The organism is Methylophilus sp. Leaf414, assembly GCF_001425425.1.
Taxonomy (GTDB): Bacteria; Pseudomonadota; Gammaproteobacteria; order Burkholderiales; family Methylophilaceae; genus Methylophilus.
This window is the reverse complement of the sequence record NZ_LMQQ01000002.1, coordinates 82,473-99,722: the sequence shown is the minus strand read 5'-3', so window position 1 is coordinate 99,722 and position 17,250 is coordinate 82,473. Positions and strand designations below refer to the sequence as shown.

Sequence of the window (17,250 nt, the reverse complement as noted above, 5' to 3'; positions counted from 1 at the left end):
GATGTGTGGCATCGTCGGTGCGGTTGCAAACAGGAATATCGTTCCATTATTGATCGAGGGCTTGAGCCGTCTTGAGTACAGGGGCTATGACTCAGCAGGCATAGCCGTGCTGAACAGTCAAATTGAGCGCGTACGCTCGGTTGGGCGTGTGGCTGAGCTTGAGAACAAATCCCATGGCTTGGAAAGCCATATTGGCATCGGGCATACGCGTTGGGCTACCCATGGTGGCGTCACCGAGCAGAATGCACATCCGCATGTCTCGCCAGCGCAGGACAATGCGCAAATTGCTGTAGTACATAACGGTATTATCGAAAACCACGATGAACAACGCGATCGCCTGATTGCTTTGGGCTATCAGTTTTATTCACAAACAGATACCGAAGTGATTGCGCACCTCGTGCATCACTACTATCAGCAAACCAAAGATTTACTGAAAGCGGTTCAACAAGCGATTACAGAATTAACCGGCGCTTATGCCATCAGCGTGGTCGCCCTGGATAATCCCCGGCAATTAGTGGTTGCCCGCCTCGGTTGCCCGTTACTGATTGGACTGGGAGAACAGGAAAATTTTGTAGCCTCTGACGTGTCTGCGGTGTTATCTGCGACACGTAAAGTCATTTACATGGAAGACGGTGACGTCGCTACTTTAAGCACCGACGCAGTGGTCATCTATGACAAGCAAGGTGACATCGTCCAACGTAAAGTGCATATGAGTGATGTTTCTCTCGCCTCACTCGAACTTGGCCCGTACAGTCATTTCATGCAGAAGGAGATCCACGAACAACCTCGCGCAATCAGCGATACCATAGAGGCGCTGATTGATGATGGAGCCTTTAGAAGTGAGTTGTTTGGTACTGCAGCTTCAGCGACTTTCCAGCAGGTAGATAGCGTTTTGATCCTGGCTGCGGGTACCAGTTATTACGCGGGTTTGACAGCCAAATACTGGCTGGAAAGCATCGCTAAAATCCCGACATCGGTAGAAATTGCAAGTGAATATCGTTATCGCGAGTCAGTACCTAATCCTAAACAGTTAGTGGTGACTATCTCGCAATCCGGTGAAACACTGGATACCATGGAAGCCCTCAAGCATGCCCAGAAACTCGGACATACGCATACCCTGGCGATTTGCAATGTCCAGGAAAGTGCCATCCCGCGTGCTTCTTCACTCATCTTTTATACACGTGCCGGCGCTGAAATTGGTGTTGCCAGTACTAAAGCTTTCACAACACAGTTGATTGCTTTGTTTGTGCTGTCGGTAACGCTGGCTAAAGAACGCGGTTTACTGGCAATGGAGCAAGAACAGGCTTACCTGACCGACTTGCGCCAATTAACAAGCAGCGTGCAGATTGCGCTTAACCTTGAACCGCAAATCCGCGAATGGGCGGCTAGATTTGGCGATAAGGAGCATGCTTTATTCCTGGGGCGTGGCATTCATTTCCCGATTGCAATGGAAGGTGCACTCAAGCTTAAAGAAATTTCGTATATCCATGCCGAGGCTTACCCGGCAGGTGAATTGAAACATGGCCCGCTGGCTTTGGTCGATAGTAATATGCCGGTGGTAGTGATTGCGCCTAACGATGCACTGCTGGAAAAAGTGAAATCCAATATGCAGGAAGTCAAAGCACGCGGTGGCGAATTGTTCGTATTCGCGGATGCTGACAGTCATTTCCATGGCTCCGAAGGCGTGCATGTGATTCGTACACCCCGCCATGTTGGGGTGTTATCACCAATCTTGCACGTGATTCCGGTGCAGATACTGGCGTATCATGCGGCCTTGCTTAAAGGTACTGACGTGGATAAACCCCGCAATCTGGCCAAGAGCGTCACAGTAGAATAGTTACAAACCGTGAAAAGCCCCTGCAATTGGGGCTTTTTTGCAGATAAGAAATAGATTGCTCTCAATTAGACTTGTCACCGGGCACTGGAAAGCGGTGCTAATGAGGAATGTAGTCATGACCACAACACATCAAAGTATTATCGGGCGCCAGCCTATTGTTAATGATAAGCAGGAAATCATTGGCTATGAATTCTTTTTCAGAAAAGAGTCTGATGGCAGTGATACGCCATTTGAAGAAGATATTCAGACCTGCGCCAAAATTCTCTCCACCGCCATGGATGAAATGCATGAAAGCTGGCTATTGGGCCAGCAGCTGGCATTTATCAATGTCGATCACGTCATGCTGGCTAGCGAGTTCCTGGAGTTGATGCCAGCCGAAAAAACGGTGCTGGAGATTGTGAACGAGGTCAATATTACCCCAGAAATTATTGCACGCTGCCAGGCGTTGAAAACAGCCAAATTCAAAATCGCGCTGGATAACCCGCAACGCCATTCACACCTGGAAGCACTGGTGCCGATCGCCGATTACATCAAGCTGGATATGCGCGATGTGGATATTGAAGAAGCCAGGACTTGGCTGAAAAAATACCAAAAGCCAAATTGCAAATTAATCGCAGAAAAAGTTGAGCAAAACGCCCAATTCAAGAACCTGCAAGAAGCAGGTTATCAGCAGTTCCAAGGCTACTTTTATGCCAGACCGGAAAACCTGAATGCGAAGGTGATCAACCCCAGCTTTGAAGGCGTACTGAATTTATTAAACCTGGTCAGCCAGGATGCGGACAATAAATCGATAGAAAACGGTTTTAAGCGCGACACTACCCTTAGCTACAAATTACTACGTTACATTAACTCAGTGGGTTTTGGCTTGTCCTGTGAAGTGCAGTCGATTGGCCACGCTTTAACCATACTCGGGCGTAACCAGTTGTACCGCTGGCTGACGCTGCTGATGGTCACGGCGGGTAATAACAGCACCTCCCCCGCATTGATGAAAACTTCCATTACCCGTGGTCGCCTGACCGAATTGCTGGGTGAGCCTTTCTTCGAGAAAAGCGATCGCGACAACCTGTTTGTGGTTGGCGTATTTTCTTTGCTGGATGTCATGCTGAAAGTCCCGATGGAAGACATCCTGGATAAGTTACAGTTACCAGAGTCAATCATGGATGCATTGACCAGGCGCGAAGGTATTTTCGGCCCTTTCCTCAAACTGACCGAAGCCTGTGAAGACGCTAATAGCAAGGAAATACTGCACCTGGCAGAAATGCTGCAGCTGAATCCGGATAAGGTCAACCAGTGCCATATGGAGGCCTTGGCCTGGACAGAAAAGTTGGGCGTTTAAAAAGCAGATACGTTTTATCCTCTTGAAAAAAAACAGCGTATTCCCATATTGAAAGTACAGATGCTTGCAGTTTGAGGTCTGTGAATCAGTTAATCGCTTAATTTTTTAAAAGGATAAACGTATGCGTACTTATGACTTAACTCCTCTCTATCGCACCGCTATTGGTTTTGATCGCTTGGCAAAAATGCTTAATGACGGCCAGCGCAGTGAAAACGAAATCAGCTATCCACCCTATAACATCGAACTGGTCGATGAAAATGCTTACAAAATCGTGATGGCCATCGCCGGCTTCCAGCTAAACGAGCTGGAGATCGAAACCGAACATCAAACCTTGCGCGTGACTGGCCGTAAAGCCAAGAAAGAACAGGAAACCACTTTCCTGCACCGTGGTATAGCCAATCGCGATTTTGAACATAAATTCCAATTGGCAGACCATGTCAAAGTGACCGGCGCCAATCTCGAAAACGGTTTATTGAGTATCGCTCTTGTGCGTGAAATTCCGGAAGCGCTCAAGCCGCGCAAGATTGAAATCGGCACGCAGGTGCAATCCAATGTTTCAAACTTCATTGAGCAAAAAGCTGCCTGATTAGCGGCTATTTAAAAAAGGGCCCGCCGGGCCCTTTTTTCATATCTGCACTTCAATACCCGGATTCGGTTGCGTTTAAGCAAGCGCACTTCAGTGATGCGTATTAAAATACGTTTTTAGAAAATTTTGAAGGCTTGTCAATCTTATGGCCCAATATGTCATGTCCATGCTCCGCGTGAGCAAAATCGTCCCTCCTAAGCGGCAGATTATTAAAAACATTTCCCTGTCATTTTTCCCGGGCGCCAAAATTGGCCTGCTGGGCCTGAACGGCTCCGGAAAATCGACTGTATTGCGCATCATGGCAGGTGCTGACAAAGAATACGAAGGCGAAGTTCAATGGCAGCCCAATCTGTCGATTGGCTATTTACCGCAAGAGCCTGAGCTTGACCCTGAAAAAACGGTGCGCCAGGAAGTGGAATCTGGCCTCGGCGCTGTGATGGAAGCCAAGCAAAAGCTGGAAGAGATCTATGCAGCCTATGCCGAGCCGGATGCGGATTTTGACAAGCTGGCGGAGGAACAAGCCAAGTATGAAAATATACTGACAGCTAGCGGCAGTGATGTTGAGCAGCAGCTGGAAATTGCCGCCGATGCGCTGCGACTGCCACCGTGGGATGCCAAGATAGGTCCATTGTCTGGCGGTGAAAAGCGCCGTGTCGCTTTGTGCAAGCTGTTGTTATCCCGGCCGGACATGTTACTGCTGGACGAGCCAACCAACCATTTGGATGCCGAATCTGTCGATTGGCTGGAGCAGTTCCTGGTGCGCTTCCCTGGAACTGTGGTTGCCGTCACGCATGACCGTTACTTCCTGGATAATGCCGCTGAATGGATTCTGGAACTGGATCGCGGCGAAGGTATCCCCTGGAAAGGCAACTACTCAAACTGGCTGGAGCAAAAAGAAGATCGCCTGGCACAGGAACATAAACAGGAAGATGCCCATCGCAAAGCCATGAAACAAGAGCTGGAATGGGTGCGTCAAGGTGCTAAAGCCCGCCAGTCCAAAAGCAAGGCGCGTCTTGCCCGTTACGAAGAAATGTCCAGCGTCGAATATCAACGCCGCAACGAAACGCAGGAAATCTTTATTCCGCCAGGTGAGCGCCTGGGCAACCAGGTCATTGAATTCAATAATGTCTCCAAAGGTTTTGGTGACCGCCTGCTGATTGATAACCTGTCTTTCAGTATTCCTCCCGGCGCGATTGTAGGCGTGATCGGCCCTAACGGTGCCGGTAAATCTACCCTGTTCCGTATGCTGCAAGGCCAGGAGCAACCGGATAGTGGAGAGATCATCACCGGCCCTACCGTAAAATTAGCCGCTGTAGATCAAAGTCGCGAGGGCCTGGATAATAACAAAACGGTATTTGATGTGATTTCAGGTGGCCTGGATATGCTGAATGTTGGCAAATTTGAAATGCCAAGCCGTGCGTACATTGGGCGTTTTAACTTTAAAGGCGGTGACCAGCAGAAAATCGTTGGTCAACTTTCCGGTGGTGAACGTGGCCGCTTGCATCTGGCGAAAACACTGATTTCCGGTGCCAACGTGTTGCTGCTTGATGAACCTTCAAACGACCTCGATGTGGAAACGCTACGTGCACTGGAAGATGCGTTGCTGGAGTTTTCCGGTTGCGTACTGGTGACCTCGCATGACCGCTGGTTTCTGGATAGGATTGCGACTCACATTCTGGCTGCTGAAGGCGACTCGCAATGGACGTTCTTCAACGGTAACTATCAGGAATACGAAGCCGACAAGAAAAAACGTCTGGGTGAAGAAGGCGCCAAACCTAAACGCATCCGTTACAAACCGATTGCTCGTTAAAAATAAAAAGCCCATTCACTCGAATGGGCTTTTTTGTAATCGGCTACGAAGATTTCCGTCATTTGGCATATCTTTATATTGTTCAAAGTAAGATAGTCAAAGCCTCGCCTTGTGCGGGGCTTTTTTCATAATAAAGTCCCACAAACCCGCAGGCAGTAAACGTATCAGTCTGGCGACAATCCCCATTTGCCAGGGAATCACGGTAAAGCGTTTTTGTGCAGCGATAGCATGGATAGCTTTGTTGGCAAATACATCTGCCTCCATCAGGAATGGCATGGGGTAAGTATTAATATCCGTCATAGGGGTACGGATATAGCCGGGTGCGATGGTAGTCACGGAGATATTGTTTAACTGCATTTCCACGCGCAAGCTTTCAAGGTAGGTAATCGCTGCGGCTTTACTTGCACTGTAAGCCCCTGACCCCGGCAAGCCACGGATGCCAGCCACGCTCGCGATGCCTACCAATTGCGCCAGTTCACCTTGCCTTGCGGATTTTTTCATTGCGTTGATAAAAGGCTGGAAGGTATGGACCAGGCCCATGACATTGGTATCAAACACGGCCTGGAAGGCGGGAATGTCCTCCTGGTATTCTGTCAGCGTACCGCGGCTGACACCGGCATTGCCGATCACAATATGTGGTGTGCCAACATTTGCCAACAACTCGCTGGCAATTGTTTGCATGCGCTCAACATCACGCACGTCAGCGACATAGGCTTGCACCTTGCTGCCATACGCAGTGATTATTTCATTTCGCAGGCTCTCCAACGCGGATTGTTTACGGCCTATAAGTGTCAGTGTGCATTGTGCGCCATAATGCCGGGCATACGCCTTTGCCAGGGCTTGCCCGATACCGCTGGAGGCGCCGGTAATAACGATATGAAGTTGAGAAGGCACTGGCTTAAATCTTACAGAAAAAAATGGTTGGGTTAGAATGCCATAAAACAACACGGGGAAACAATCATGAATCTGGAAAAAGTGATTTTTGGGTTTTTTATTATTTTGGCCATGACGCTCAACTTCGGTTTTTTTGTCGGCCAGATTGATAATCCCCAACACCATTTGCACTATGAGTTATATGCGGCCATTGTGGTCAACCTCATTGCGACGGTACTTAAGTTTGGTGACCGTACCCAGATTGGCGCCATTCACCTGGCGACCAGCCTAGTGGCAGATCTGCAGCTGATTGCCGCTGCCATTATCTGGACCGCAGCCGGCACCCAGTCCGCAGCGCCAGAAGTGATCGTCGGCGTTGTATCACTGTCGGGTGGTGCTTTTCTGGCCAATATCACATCCGTGATTCTACTGATCTACGAAACCGTCACCCTGCGCCGCTAGTATCTCAGCAATGAACCTCAATCAGATTATTTTCCTGATTTTGCGGCGCATGCGTGCGCCGCTGTTGATGGTGATCATCAGCTACGCCATTGCGCTGATTGGCTTTGTGCTGATTTCCGGGATTGATGATCAAGGCCGGCCTTATCACCTGAGCTTTTTCGATGCGTTTTATATCCTGAGCTATACCGCCACCACGATAGGTTTTGGCGAAATCCCCTACCCGTTCACCGGTCACCAACGCATGTGGATGACCTTCTCCATTTATTTCACTGTGATTGCCTGGTTCTATGCCATCGGGGCGATTATTGGTTTGTTCCAGGAGGCTTCCCTGCAGCAGGCAATCAAAACCGCCAGATTCCAGCGCGATGTCTGCAATCTGATGGAACCTTTTTACCTGATTTGCGGCTATGGTGAAACGGGCAGCGAGCTGGTGCGCGCGCTGGATAAAAATGAACTACGGGTAGTGGTACTGGAAATCAATCCCGAACGGATAAATGAACTTGGCATGAATGAATACCAGTTCTATGTGCCCCATTTGTGCGCAGATGCGAAATTGTCAGAAGTTTTGCTATACGCCGGAATCAAAAATCCTATGTGCAGGGGCGTGGCGGCATTAACTGATGATGATCATGCCAACCTGGCCATTTCAGTGGCAGTGAAATTGATCAAACCAGAGCTGCCGGTGCTGGCCAGGGTAGAAAATGATGTAGTGGCGGCCAATATGGCATCATTCGGTACCGACCATATTATCAATCCATACAAGATTTTTGGTGAGCATTTGGCGATGCGCTTGAATGCGCTGGGCACTTACCTGTTGCACGAATGGCTGACCAGGGCACCGGGCGATGCGATAGAACCTCCGGCCGCGATCCCTAAAGGCAAATGGATTGCCTGTGGCTTTGGCCGTTTCGGCAAATCGGTAGTCAATAGCCTGCAAAAGGATGTGGTGGATGTCACCATTATTGAAGCGGATCCTAAAGGTACCCAATGCGAGCACTGTATTGTTGGCAGCGGCGTAGAGTCACATATCCTCCAGCAAGCAGGTGTGGAGCAGGCAGTTGGCATTGTGGCTGGGACTGACAATGATATTAATAACCTGTCGATCGTCATGACCGCGCAGGAGGTGAATCCGGAATTGTTTGTGATTATCCGCAAAAACAAGCGCCACAACGACCCCTTGTTCCAGCACTTTAATGCCGATATCACCATGCAGCCGAGTGACGTGATTGCGCATACCTGTTTATCTTATATGGTCTCACCGATGCTGGCTGAATTCCTGGCGACTGCACGGCATCAAACCAATGCCTGGGCCAATGCGGTGATTGCTCAACTGGTTTCCAAATTAGGCGAGCAAGTGCCGGATACCTGGGATATCACGATAGGAGACGAGATGGCTTTTGCCGTGTGTGCGTTGATGCGGCAAGGCCTGCAACCTACCCTCAAACACCTGGTAACGAGTCCTTCCGGCAAGCGGCACGAAATGCCGGTAGTACCATTAATGCTGGTGCGCGGTGAGCAAAAGTCCATGTTACCGGAGCTTTCTACTCCGCTGCAATTGGGCGACAAGATCTTATGCTGTGGGATGGACCAGGCAAAGTCGATACAACGTTACGTCATGCATGACATCAAAACCTTGCATTACATCGTCACCGGCACCGAAATGCCAGAAACCTGGATAGGTCGCTGGTTAAAATCAAAAAATTAAAGTTTTAAAAATCAACAATGTAAAATTAATATGGTGAAGTTTTGTCAAATTCACAAAGAATTCACACCTATCAGATTTAAATTTTCGGCATGATTGAATTTTTGCTGAAACAAATAATAGCAACATCTCCGCACCGAGTGCGTTTTCAAAGTGGGGATCGTTCCTGAATTTTGAAAGCTGTATGACCGAGTTACTGATAACCTCCGCCAAGGGTGCGCTTAAAACCCAACCTGTTTTTCTGCTTATCATCCTATTGAGTTTGACGGTGGCGAGTTATCTGAATAAAGGATTCAATAGCATTACACAATCACTACTTTTTGTTGCAGTAGTGCTTATTGCCTACAAGTTTCGGCGGTGGCATATAGACTCCAAAAAGCAAGTCTTGATCAATAAAGCCAGCAGGGAAATAGAAGTGATTACTTATACTATTTTTGGCACTCGGCTTCATAAACGCTATCCCATTATGTATTTCGGCGCTATCAGATCTTATATTTCATTAGGTAACAGAGCGAAAAATGTGGTCGAACTCGTCACTAATGATGGTGCCCGTAGTTTGCACCTAACGGCTTTTTTATCGAATGGTGCCAGGAAATTCTGGTCGTCTAAACTTGAAACTGAAAATCCCGAAGCGGCAAATTTAGTCACTACGGTTGCCAGTTTTATCCCTGTGCAAAACCTGGGCTTTGTTGGGCATCATATTGGCAAGCTGCCAGTAGAAAAAGTCAGAAATAGCTTCTTTAAAAAGATATTCAAATGATTTTGATGTCATGATCCCCATCTACACGCCACAAACTGAGTCTGAAGTCGCGGTTATTTCATCCATGCTGGATGCATATGAAATTCCGTATTACATACGGGGTGGTGCTTTTAGCAAGCTTTACCCTGGCTTGCAAATAAAAGACTACAACATGCAAACCTTTATGGTGCCAGATGAGTTTCAAGCGGTTGCACAGGAATTATTAAACGATTTTATTAATCCAACACCGCAGGAAACGGCTGTTAAAACACAATTTTCCATCACCAGAGTTTTTAGGGTATTAATGGAAATCACCTTGATGGGCTGGGTGTTTACAGGTAAGCGCTGGAATAAAAATAAGTCAGAAGACAGTCATAGCTCTGATGGATAAATGAGCTCTCTCTCAGCAACAGGAAAGCGTTTTTAAAGACGCAAGCCAATAAAAAGCCCTGCATTTGCAGGGCTTTTTATTTCAAGCTAAGGCTTATTTCTTGGCTTTATCTTTGCGAACATTGTTGATAATAAAATCCGCAGTTTGCAGAGCAGCATCATTACCGCCCGCCATTGAGCTACCTGTAATATATTTGCCGTCAATCACCAGACTAGGGACACCAGTCGCACCAGAAGCCTTGAAAACTTGCATGGCTTTATTCAATTGCATATTGGTTGCAAAAGATTTAAAAGCTTTTTCAACCTTGATTTTGTCCAGCCCGCCTTGCTTGATGACCCAGTCAATCGTCGCTGCTTCATCCGCAGGGTTCAATGTTTTGCTTTTATGGATCGCATCAAATAATTGGCTATGCAGTTTATCTAATACGCCCAGTTCCTGCATGGCGTAAAAGGCTTTCGCCATCGGCGCCCAGCCGGCATTAGGCAGCGCTGGTACCCGTTTGAAATATACGTCTGCTGGTAGTTTTTTAACCCATGCTTCCAGCGGTTGTTCCATATGGTAACAATGCGGACAGCCATACCAGAAAATTTCCATCACTTCGATTTTGCCAGGCTGCTCAGTCGCAATTTGTTGCGTGACCTGGTCAAACTGTATGCCCATTTGTGGGTCCGCTGAAACTGCAGTGGAGGTCAGTCCGGCCAGCAGCATCAAACTAAAAAACATTTTTTTCATAAAATTAGCTTCCTTGTTCGAAAGTGATGTTTAACTTATCTGATAATTTACAAACTGATGATTTAACGTAGCCAGGTGACAATGCGATGACAGCCCAAGTGCAATGGCTGTGATTAATGTGCAGAAGACTCGATATTGACCTTGATCAGATTGGCCTGGAATCCATTGGTTTCGAGGTCATGGCTGATTTTACTTATTTTGGCCAAATCACGCAGCGGGCCAATGCGCACCCGGTGCATGGTACCTTTATTAGGAATCTCAGCTGTCTGCACAAATGCTTCAAAGCCGACCAAAGCCAGGCGGGTTTTCAGGTTGTTGGCATCATCTTCCTTGGCGAATGCGCCAACCTGGATGAAGTAACTTTCCTGCTTGATGGTCGGGTTCTTTTTGACCTGTTCTTCACTGATTTTGCTCTCGGTGTCTGGCAAAATGGTGTAAAAATCAAACTTGTTCGGGTCTTCAATCGCCGCGCTGCCGGGTTTGACTTCTTCTTCAGTGACGGTGTTTTTAATCGGTAATTCTTGCTGGCCTTCGTCTTTTTTAAAGGCACTGGAGAAAGGACTATGATCGCCCTTGATATAAATGATCAACGCCACTGTGAGGGCGACACCCAGGAAAAGCCCTACCAGCAGGCCGTTAAAAAACGAGCTGCCGCTACTTTTAGATTTGGGCTTTGCTTGTGAGGGTTTGTAATCGCGGCTCATGTGTACTATTCAACCATTCAATTCGGTGAGTTATTCCAACTAATCAATTTTCATCTCATTCAATTAAGCAATGCTAATGCGCTTAATGCTGACGGGCTTACATTTTATCCGGCGCACTCACACCCAACAGGTACAAACCGTTACGTAGTACGGTGCGCGTAGCGGTGATCAGTGCCAGACGTGCCTGTTTAATTTGCACATCATCCACCAAAAATTTGGTGTCATTGTAATAACTATGCAGGGCACTGGCTAGTTCTTTGAGGTAATTGGCTACCATATGTGGCGCCGAAGCCTGGCAAGCAGTGACCACTACTTCCGGGTATTGGCTTAAGGCCTGCATCAATGCGGTTTCAGCGGCACTTTCCAAAGGCGAAAGATCTGCATTTGCCAGAGTGGTGCTATCGCCAGCCCATTGGTTAAGCACACTGCAAATCCGCGCATGCGCATATTGAATGTAATACACCGGATTGTCGTTGGTTTGCGCACGGGCCAGGTCAATATCAAACACCAGTTGTGAATCTGCACTACGCGCGGCCAGGAAATAGCGCGTGGCGTCACAACCCACCTCTTCGATGAGATCACGTAAGGTGACATAACTGCCGGCGCGTTTGGATAATTTAACTTCTTCACCACCACGCATCACGGTGACCATCTGGTGCAGGACGTACTCCGGCCAGCCTTGTGGAATGCCGGTATTCAATGCCTGCAAGCCGGCGCGTACACGCGTTATTGTGCTGTGGTGATCGGCGCCCTGCTCGTTAATGACGCGCTTGAAACCACGGTTCCATTTTTCGCGGTGATAAGCGACATCGGGCACAAAATAAGTATAACCACCTTCTTTTTTGCGCATGACGCGGTCTTTGTCGTCGCCGAAAGCGGTGGTGCGCAACCACAGCGCGTCATCCTGCTCGTAAGTGTGACCACTGCTGATTAACGCTTGGACCGCATTTTCGACTTTGCCTTCGGTGTATAAAGCACTTTCCAGCGAAAACACATCAAATTTGATCTGAAAAGCCTGTAAATCGAGGTCTTGCTCATGGCGTAGATAAGCCACGGCAAACTTGCGGATGGATTCGGCATCATTGACATCGCCGCTGGCTGTCACCGCCATATCGTCAGCGGTAACAGTTTCCTTCGCCAGGTAAGCCTTGGCAATATCGGCAATGTATTCGCCTCGGTAACCATCTTCAGGAAAGCGCGCATCGTCAGGCGCAATGCCCAGGGCGCGGGCATGCACTGACTTGGTCAGGTTATCAATCTGCGCACCGGCGTCGTTGTAATAAAACTCGCGTGTCACATCCCAGCCATTGGCATCCAGCAAGCGGCACAGGCAATCGCCCACCGCTGCGCCACGGCCATGGCCTACGTGCAGCGGACCGGTCGGATTGGCGGAAACGAATTCGACCTGCACTTTTGCCTGCTGGCCTGAAGTATTGCGGCCAAACGCTTCGCCTGCCTGGAAAATATTTTTGACAATGTCTTGCTTGCTTTGCGCAGAAAGGAAGAAATTAATAAATCCGGCACCCGCGATTTCCACTTTACTGATCACGCTATTGGCAGGCAGGTTATCAATAATGGTTTGTGCAATCGCCCGCGGATTCTGCTTGAGAGGCTTGGCCAACTGCATGGCAATGTTGCTGGCGAAGTCACCGTGCTCGGCAGATTTTGGCCGCTCAAGAATGATATTCAGGCTGGAGGTGTCTTCCACCAGCGGAGTCACCGCTTGCAGAATCAATTCTGTGATCGTTTGTTTCAAGGTTAAAATGGTGCGGAATAGTCAAACCGCCATTTTAACCTAATAAACCACTTTCACCCATGTGTTCCGCAGCCCTTTCCACTCAGGTCACCTCACCCGCCCGCATTGTCCGAGTGGTGCTGGATGTGCCATTGGATCGCCAGTTTGATTACCTGAACCCTGGTTTGGATATCCGTGAAGGTAATCGCGTGGTGGTGCCTTTTGCCGGGCGGCAACTGATCGGCATTGTGATGGCATTGCCTGCGCAAAGCGATGTACCGGAACACAAGTTGAAAGCGGTGATCCAGGGTTTCGAAGATGTGCCGTTAGATGCCGCCACGCTGAAATTATTGCGTTTTTGCGCGGATTATTATCATTACCCATTCGGCCAGACGGTGCTTTCCAGTTTGCCCTTGCGTTTACGCCAAACAAAACCAGCGGTTTCACGCAAAATGTGGGTATATGCATTGGCGCAACCGGTACCTGAAGATCTGGTCGGCAAACGCCAGTTGGTGCTTTCAAGGCTTATCACTGTGTTGCAGCAGCATAAAGAATGCAGCGAAAGCGTACTTGCTGAAATGTCTTCCGGTTGGCGCAAAGCCATGCAGCCATTGCTGGATACCGGGCTGGTAACCAGGCGTGAAGTATTGGCGATACGACCTTCCCTGCCCGCCTCTGACCATGAACCGGTATTGAATGAAGAGCAGGCCCATGCGGTTAATTGCATAGTGAAAGACTTAAGCCGCTTCCAGCCTTGGCTATTGTTTGGCGTCACCGGTTCAGGAAAAACAGAAGTCTATATCCGTTTGTTGCAAGCTGTATTGGCTGAACCTGAATCCCAGGTATTAATTATGGTGCCTGAGATCAACCTCACTCCGCAATTGGAAGGACGTTTCCGGAGCAGGTTGAGCCAATTCCCATTGGTGACTCTACACAGCCACTTAAGTGAGAGTGAGCGCTTGCAACATTGGCAGGCAGCACAGTCTGGCGAAGCGCGTATTGTGATTGGCACGCGCTTAAGTGTATTTACGCCTATGCCTCATCTTAAGCTGATGATTCTTGATGAGGAGCACGACAGCTCGTATAAGCAGCAGGATGGCATGCGCTACCACGCGCGTGACGTGGCTTTGGTGCGGGCAAAACAATGTGGGATTCCGGTAGTGCTTGGGAGTGCAACGCCATCGCTTGAAAGCTGGTACAACGCGATTGGCGATGTAGAAAAATCCAAGCACCCCAATAAAAAACCTTCCTACCGATTGCTGACCCTCAATCATCGTGCAGCTGCACAGGCGCAATTGCCGCGCATATTTTGTGTAGATACCACGCACTCACCGCCCGAAGCCGGATTAACGCCGCAATTAAAACAGGCGATCACGCAACGCCTGGCGCATGGTGAACAGAGCTTGCTGTTTATCAATCGCCGTGGCTATGCGCCGGTGCTGCATTGCTCTGCCTGCCAGTGGCTGGCAGATTGCCGCCGCTGTTCAGCCAAAGTGGTGCTGCACCTGCGGCAACGGCTTTTGCGCTGCCACCATTGCGGTGATGAGCAGCCTGTTCCCCTGCAATGCCCGAGTTGCGGTAATCCGGATTTACGTCCGGTAGGCCAGGCGACCCAGCGGGTAGAAGAAACCTTGCAACAGCTGTTTCCTCAAGCGCGAATTGCCCGCGTTGATAGGGATACGATTCAAGGTAAAGATGCACTTACCGAATTACTCTCCGCAGTGCATGCCGGAAAAATTGATATTCTCATCGGCACACAAATGTTGGCCAAAGGTCATGACTTTGCAAATCTCACCTTGGTAGGAGTGCTCGATACCGACAGTGCGCTATACAGCCCGGATTATCGTGCCAGTGAGCGCTTGTTTGCCCAGCTGACGCAAGTGTCCGGGCGAGCAGGACGCGGCGACAAACCGGGCGAGGTCCTGATACAAACCGCTTTCCCGCAGCACCCATTGTTTGGCGCTTTACAACAGCAAAACTATGCCGAATTTGCTGACAGTTTGCTGCAAGAGCGCATCACGCTGCAATTCCCTCCAGCTGCTTACATTGCCGTCATGAAAGCCGAAGCTGCTGACTATGCGCTGGTGGAGCAATTTTTAACTGATTTGACGCTGTCCGCACGTGAATTTATCGCGCAGCAAGGGGGTATTTTGTCTGAGAAGCCGGTGATTTACGACCCCGTGCGGCCAGGCATTGCCCGCTTAAATCGCATGGAGCGCGGCTATGTGATGATGCAATGCACGCAGCGCAATCCCATTCAGCAACTTTTGCATGCCGCCGTGGCTTGGGCAAGGCAGCATCCCTTGCAGGCAAAGATACGCTGGGTGGTCGATGTAGATGCGCTGGATTATTGATTTTGCAGGGTTTTTACAACAATTAAACAGTCCCGCCGGTAAAAATTGTAAAATATTGTAGTCAATACGTTGAACTTTGTATCGTAAATTTCACAGTGCGATATGATAAGGGCTTGATTAAAGGGTGTAAGAAGGAAAAATTTTGAAAAAACAAATAACTCGTTGGAGTGTAGTCAATTTGTTGGCTGTAGGTTACACCATGCAAGCTTTCGCTGGTGGTGTGCAATTACCGGACATACAAAATATCCAACAGAACTTGCCAAGGCCCGTGTTCCCGCAGCCTGCGCCGATTATTCAGGTACCTGAAGAAACGCCCGCGCAAGAAAAGAAACAAAAAAAATCCAGCCTCAAGATTGTCGTCAAAGAATTTAAGTTTTCTGGTAACAAACAATTCACAAGTGAAGAGCTGGCTGCGCAAGTTCAATACCTGACAGGCCACGAAATCGGCATGAAAGAACTCAATGAAGCAGTCGGCACTGTGCGCAACTACTATCGCCAGCGTGGTTTTTTGCTTACGCAAGTCTACTTGCCAACCCAGGATTTGCAGAAATCCACTGAGACAGAATCTGTGGTTGAGCTTTCTATTCTTGAAGGCACCTTGGGTGAGGTGAAAGCAGAAGCTGGTAAGGGCCTGGATCAGGAATATTTTCAGTCACTTTCCCAATATGGTCTGGAAAAAGGCGAAGTACTCAATGAACGTAATCTAGTGCGTAACCTGATGGTGATGAACGGCCTGCCAGGTATCCAGGTTACTTCGCAGCTTAACCCGGGTGAAGCCGTCGGTAGTTCTGACGTGGCTGTCTCAGTTGAGCCACGCGTTTCATACAGCGGTTTTGTAAGTGCTAATAACTATGGCAACCGTTTCACCAATCGTGAAACTCTGGGGTTTGGCCTGGCGGTGAACAACCTGAGAGGACGTGGTGATCAGCTGGCGATGGTTGGTAAGTTTTCAAACGATGGGGGACAGCGCTCGCTAAGTAGCCTTTATTTCACTCCGGTGGGTGATGCAGGAACGATATTGAATGTGGCGTACAGCTATGTGGATTACAAGCTTGGCAAAGATTTTAAAATTTTCGATGCCTCTGGTGATGCGCATTATTTCTATGGTTCTCTGGAGCATCCGCTATTGCGTGAAACCAAAAAAGGTATTGCATTCAAAGTCGGTAGCAATTACAAAATTCTGGATGATGATGTAGATTTTTTCTTGATTAATAATCGACGTGATATTGCCAGCCTTGAGCTAGGCCTAGTCGGTGACTGGATCAATGAAAGCGGTAGTGTGGCTTATCAGTGGGGAATTATCCTGACGCAAGGTAATGTCTCTTTTAAAGATGGTGCTGCCAAAGCGAATGACAGAGACCAGCTGAATACTCAAGGAAGTTTCATTAAATGGAACTGGACATCGAGCCGTACCCAAGTGTTTGAAAATGGCATTAACTGGATTGTCCGTGCGGATTATCAAGGCACTGACAGTAATCTGGATATTGCTGAAAGATTCGGTATTGGCGCGATTAACCGTTGGAGACAGTACTCTGAGATTCCGAGCCAGGCTGACCAGGGCTGGATGGTAGGCACTGATATCCGCAGAACATTCGTATCAACGGCTGCAGATGTAGTCCCTTATATTCAATCTGTGACACCATTCGCGTTTTACGACGCAGGTCGTGGCAGGCTCAATCACGATCCTGCTGGCGGTGATAATCATGTCCGGTCAAATCACATAGGTGTGGGTACGGATATTCAATTCCCCGCACAGTGGATATTAACTACCACTTATTCTCAGCAAAAGCGAGATCTTGATGGTGCTGCCAGTGACACTGAATATCAACTGTGGGCGCAACTGCGTAAAAACTTTTAGATCGTTGCAAAGTCGCTTAGCAAGTTCATAATACAAAATATATAAAATAATTAATCTTGGCCCATTAGTCATACTGGGCTACAGACAAAAAAAACATCCTGAATCAAACTATTGATTATCAGGAATAAGAG

General features: G+C 48.5%; 14 protein-coding genes. 10 read left to right on the top strand and 4 right to left on the bottom strand.

Annotated features, from left to right (window positions below; translation table 11 throughout):
- Position 1 precedes the first annotated feature (1 nt).
- From glmS to ettA, 4 genes are all read left to right on the top strand, one after another.
- Positions 2-1,837: a glutamine--fructose-6-phosphate transaminase (isomerizing) gene (glmS, locus tag ASG24_RS04930; protein ID WP_055868625.1), complete on the top strand. Its 1,836-nt coding sequence runs from the start codon at positions 2-4 to the stop codon at positions 1,835-1,837.
- A gap of 115 nt (positions 1,838-1,952) precedes the next feature.
- Positions 1,953-3,173 (top strand): EAL and HDOD domain-containing protein, encoded by a 1,221-nt coding sequence (locus ASG24_RS04925; protein WP_055868623.1) that lies wholly within the window; start codon positions 1,953-1,955, stop codon positions 3,171-3,173.
- Positions 3,174-3,294: 121 nt separating this feature from the next.
- Positions 3,295-3,759, top strand: coding sequence for an Hsp20 family protein (locus ASG24_RS04920; RefSeq protein ID WP_055830716.1), 465 nt, complete (start codon positions 3,295-3,297; stop codon positions 3,757-3,759).
- Positions 3,760-3,904: 145 nt separating this feature from the next.
- Complete coding sequence (ettA, locus tag ASG24_RS04915; RefSeq protein WP_055830717.1) at positions 3,905-5,569, top strand: energy-dependent translational throttle protein EttA; 1,665 nt, start codon at positions 3,905-3,907, stop codon at positions 5,567-5,569.
- A gap of 96 nt (positions 5,570-5,665) precedes the next feature.
- Here ettA and ASG24_RS04910 read toward each other — a convergent pair whose 3' ends face one another.
- Entirely contained in the window at positions 5,666-6,463 is a 798-nt protein-coding gene (locus ASG24_RS04910) for an SDR family oxidoreductase (RefSeq protein ID WP_055868994.1), read from the bottom strand.
- Positions 6,464-6,529: 66 nt separating this feature from the next.
- On the opposite strand from ASG24_RS04910, the gene ASG24_RS04905 reads away from it, so the two are divergent.
- From ASG24_RS04905 to ASG24_RS04890, 4 genes are all read left to right on the top strand, one after another.
- A complete protein-coding gene (locus ASG24_RS04905; protein ID WP_055830719.1) occupies positions 6,530-6,904 on the top strand; it encodes a DUF6394 family protein in 375 nt (124 codons plus the stop codon).
- Positions 6,905-6,914: 10 nt separating this feature from the next.
- Positions 6,915-8,609, top strand: coding sequence for a TrkA family potassium uptake protein (locus tag ASG24_RS04900; RefSeq protein ID WP_055830721.1), 1,695 nt, complete (start codon positions 6,915-6,917; stop codon positions 8,607-8,609).
- Between the two features lie 181 nt (positions 8,610-8,790).
- Positions 8,791-9,366, top strand: coding sequence for a hypothetical protein (locus ASG24_RS04895; protein WP_055868621.1), 576 nt, complete (start codon positions 8,791-8,793; stop codon positions 9,364-9,366).
- A 10-nt stretch (positions 9,367-9,376) separates the two neighbouring features.
- Positions 9,377-9,736, top strand: a complete 360-nt coding sequence (locus ASG24_RS04890) for a hypothetical protein (RefSeq protein WP_055868620.1) — start codon at positions 9,377-9,379, stop codon at positions 9,734-9,736.
- Positions 9,737-9,829: 93 nt separating this feature from the next.
- Here ASG24_RS04890 and ASG24_RS04885 read toward each other — a convergent pair whose 3' ends face one another.
- The 3 genes from ASG24_RS04885 to argS form a co-directional block, all read right to left on the bottom strand.
- Entirely contained in the window at positions 9,830-10,468 is a 639-nt protein-coding gene (locus ASG24_RS04885) for a thiol:disulfide interchange protein DsbA/DsbL (RefSeq protein WP_055868618.1), read from the bottom strand.
- 113 nt (positions 10,469-10,581) lie between these two features.
- On the bottom strand, positions 10,582-11,172 hold the full coding sequence (locus ASG24_RS04880) for an SPOR domain-containing protein (RefSeq protein ID WP_055868614.1): 591 nt from the start codon (positions 11,170-11,172) through the stop codon (positions 10,582-10,584).
- Positions 11,173-11,269: 97 nt separating this feature from the next.
- Complete coding sequence (gene argS, locus ASG24_RS04875) at positions 11,270-12,928, bottom strand: arginine--tRNA ligase (RefSeq protein ID WP_055868613.1); 1,659 nt, start codon at positions 12,926-12,928, stop codon at positions 11,270-11,272.
- 59 nt (positions 12,929-12,987) lie between these two features.
- Between argS and ASG24_RS04870 the strand changes: the two genes are divergently transcribed.
- Positions 12,988-15,261: a primosomal protein N' gene (locus ASG24_RS04870; RefSeq protein WP_055868611.1), complete on the top strand. Its 2,274-nt coding sequence runs from the start codon at positions 12,988-12,990 to the stop codon at positions 15,259-15,261.
- A gap of 142 nt (positions 15,262-15,403) precedes the next feature.
- Positions 15,404-17,119: a ShlB/FhaC/HecB family hemolysin secretion/activation protein gene (locus ASG24_RS04865; protein ID WP_055830731.1), complete on the top strand. Its 1,716-nt coding sequence runs from the start codon at positions 15,404-15,406 to the stop codon at positions 17,117-17,119.
- Positions 17,120-17,250: the final 131 nt, after the last annotated feature.

Coding starts and splice junctions, on each gene's coding strand:
- ASG24_RS04900 (WP_055830721.1), top strand. CDS start 6,915: ATGAACCTCAATCAGATTATTTTCCTGATTTTGCGGCGCATGCGTGCG.
- ASG24_RS04890 (WP_055868620.1), top strand. CDS start 9,377: ATGATCCCCATCTACACGCCACAAACTGAGTCTGAAGTCGCGGTTATT.
- glmS (WP_055868625.1), top strand. CDS start 2: ATGTGTGGCATCGTCGGTGCGGTTGCAAACAGGAATATCGTTCCATTA.
- ASG24_RS04870 (WP_055868611.1), top strand. CDS start 12,988: ATGTGTTCCGCAGCCCTTTCCACTCAGGTCACCTCACCCGCCCGCATT.
- ASG24_RS04920 (WP_055830716.1), top strand. CDS start 3,295: ATGCGTACTTATGACTTAACTCCTCTCTATCGCACCGCTATTGGTTTT.
- ettA (WP_055830717.1), top strand. CDS start 3,905: ATGGCCCAATATGTCATGTCCATGCTCCGCGTGAGCAAAATCGTCCCT.
- ASG24_RS04905 (WP_055830719.1), top strand. CDS start 6,530: ATGAATCTGGAAAAAGTGATTTTTGGGTTTTTTATTATTTTGGCCATG.
- ASG24_RS04885 (WP_055868618.1), bottom strand. CDS start 10,468: ATGAAAAAAATGTTTTTTAGTTTGATGCTGCTGGCCGGACTGACCTCC.
- ASG24_RS04880 (WP_055868614.1), bottom strand. CDS start 11,172: ATGAGCCGCGATTACAAACCCTCACAAGCAAAGCCCAAATCTAAAAGT.
- ASG24_RS04895 (WP_055868621.1), top strand. CDS start 8,791: ATGACCGAGTTACTGATAACCTCCGCCAAGGGTGCGCTTAAAACCCAA.
- ASG24_RS04925 (WP_055868623.1), top strand. CDS start 1,953: ATGACCACAACACATCAAAGTATTATCGGGCGCCAGCCTATTGTTAAT.